This is a genomic window from Gordonibacter sp., assembly GCF_036667095.1.
GTDB lineage: Bacteria > Actinomycetota > Coriobacteriia > Coriobacteriales > Eggerthellaceae > Gordonibacter.
In genome coordinates, this window is the sequence record NZ_JAVWUP010000020.1 from 1 (window position 1) to 1,750 (window position 1,750).

The window sequence follows — 1,750 nt, forward strand, 5'->3', positions numbered from 1 at the left end:
GTCAACATTTGCGTGCCGCTTCGCGAGCACGCGATTGGCGCGGTGTACAATGGCCGAGAAAGCCGCCCGCCCCGTCGCAGTCGGAAGGACCTTGTGGAAAGGACCGTATCCATGGGAATCGTTGCAGCGTACGTCGCCCCTCATCCGCCCCTCATCGTGCCGTCGGTGGGCCGTGGCCAAGAGCACGCAATCCGAAACACTCTCAGCGCCTACCAAGAGATCGCCTGTCGTATCGCGGCACATGCACCCGACGTGATCGTCGTGGTGTCCCCCCACGCCCCGCTCTACCGCGATTGCTTCCATGTCTCTACCGGCGACGGTGCTCATGGCGATATGGGGCAGTTTGGTGCGTGGGATGCATCCCTGACCGTAGCCTACGATGCCTCTTTTGCTGCGGCCGTTTCGGCTTGCGCGCGGGGGCGTGACGTTTCTATCTGCGGCAGCGGTATGCGCGACGGCGAGCTGGACCACGGCACGTTCGTCCCGCTGTACTTCGTGAACGAAAAATACGCAGACTACCGGCTTGTACGCGTGGGCCTATCGGGCCTGCCGGCCCGAGACCACCGCGAGATGGGGCGTTGCATTGCCGAGGCGGCGCGCGACCTGGACCGGCGTACGGTACTCGTGGCCAGCGGCGACTTGTCCCACAAGCTGAAAGAGGACGGCCCTTACGGCTTGGCGCCGGAAGGACCGGTGTTCGACCGCAACGTGACGAGCTTGCTCGATGCGGGCGATCTGGAGGGTCTATTCACGTTCGACGGGGCGTTTCGCGAGGCGGCCGCCGAGTGCGGGCTGGGTTCGCTGCAGGTTATGGCAGGTGCGCTGGACGGCTCTGCATTCACCCATGAGCTCCTCAGCTACGAGGGGCCGTTCGGCGTCGGCTATGCTGTCGCGGCGTTCGAGGTAGCGAGCAGCCAGGGCGACGGTGCCGTCGTTTCGGCCGTGGATAGGGAGGCGGATGCGCGCATGGCGCGTAACGAGGCGGCCTCTTCTGCATCGGTTGACCCTTTCGTGAAGCTTGCCCGTGCTTCAGTCGAGAGCTTCGTTCGGGTAGGGCGCCTGATCGACCTACCGGCGAACCTGCCGCCCGACCTTGCCGACGCGCGTGCGGGCGTGTTCGTATCGCTGCATAAAGACGGTGACCTGCGCGGGTGCATCGGAACGATCGAGCCGGTCACCGGTAGCGTTGCCGAGGAGGTAGTCCGCAACGCCGTTGCAGCCGCCAGCAATGACCCGCGCTTTTCGCCTGTGTCTGTGGACGAGCTTGGCAGCCTGTCCTATTCGGTGGACGTATTGTTCCCGCCCGAGCCTATCGAAGGGCTCGACGAGCTGGATGTGGCGCGCTTCGGCATCATAGTAGGGAAGGGGAGCCGGCGGGGACTTCTGCTGCCGAACCTGGACGGCGTCGACTCGGTCGAGCAGCAAGTGGACATCGCGAAGCGCAAAGCGGGCATCTCTGTGGACGAAGGCGGTGTGCAGCTTGCGCGCTTCGAGGTGGTGCGTCACGAACGTGGTGGGGAGGCGCGCCGTGCCTGAGCGCGTTGTCTGCCGAATCTGCCCCCATGCCTGCGTACTGGTCGAAGGCGGCCACGGGCTTTGTCGCGCTCGTGTGGCGCGCGGCGGAGCAGTGGTTGACGAGAACTATGGTCGCGTGACCTCGCTTGCCCTGGATCCTGTCGAGAAGAAGCCGTTGGCGCGTTGGCACCCGGGCTCGCTCGTCTTGTCCGTGGGCAGTTACGGCTGCAATCTG

The 1,750-nt window shown here is 65.0% G+C and carries 1 protein-coding gene and 1 pseudogene; both read left to right on the forward strand.

Annotation, left to right across the window (positions count from 1 at the left end; translation table 11 throughout):
* The first annotated feature begins 111 nt into the window (after nt 1–111).
* Nucleotides 112–1,536, forward strand: a complete 1,425-nt coding sequence (amrA, locus tag RR842_RS03625) for an AmmeMemoRadiSam system protein A (protein ID WP_332728997.1) — start codon at nt 112–114, stop codon at nt 1,534–1,536.
* Nucleotides 1,529–1,750: pseudogene (locus RR842_RS03630) on the forward strand (radical SAM protein); the annotation flags it as partial. The gene amrA and the pseudogene RR842_RS03630, both read left to right, overlap by 8 nt.

Bases quoted from the DNA above. Each gene is read 5' to 3' on its own strand.
- amrA (WP_332728997.1), top strand. From the start codon at position 112: ATGGGAATCGTTGCAGCGTACGTCGCCCCTCATCCGCCCCTCATCGTG.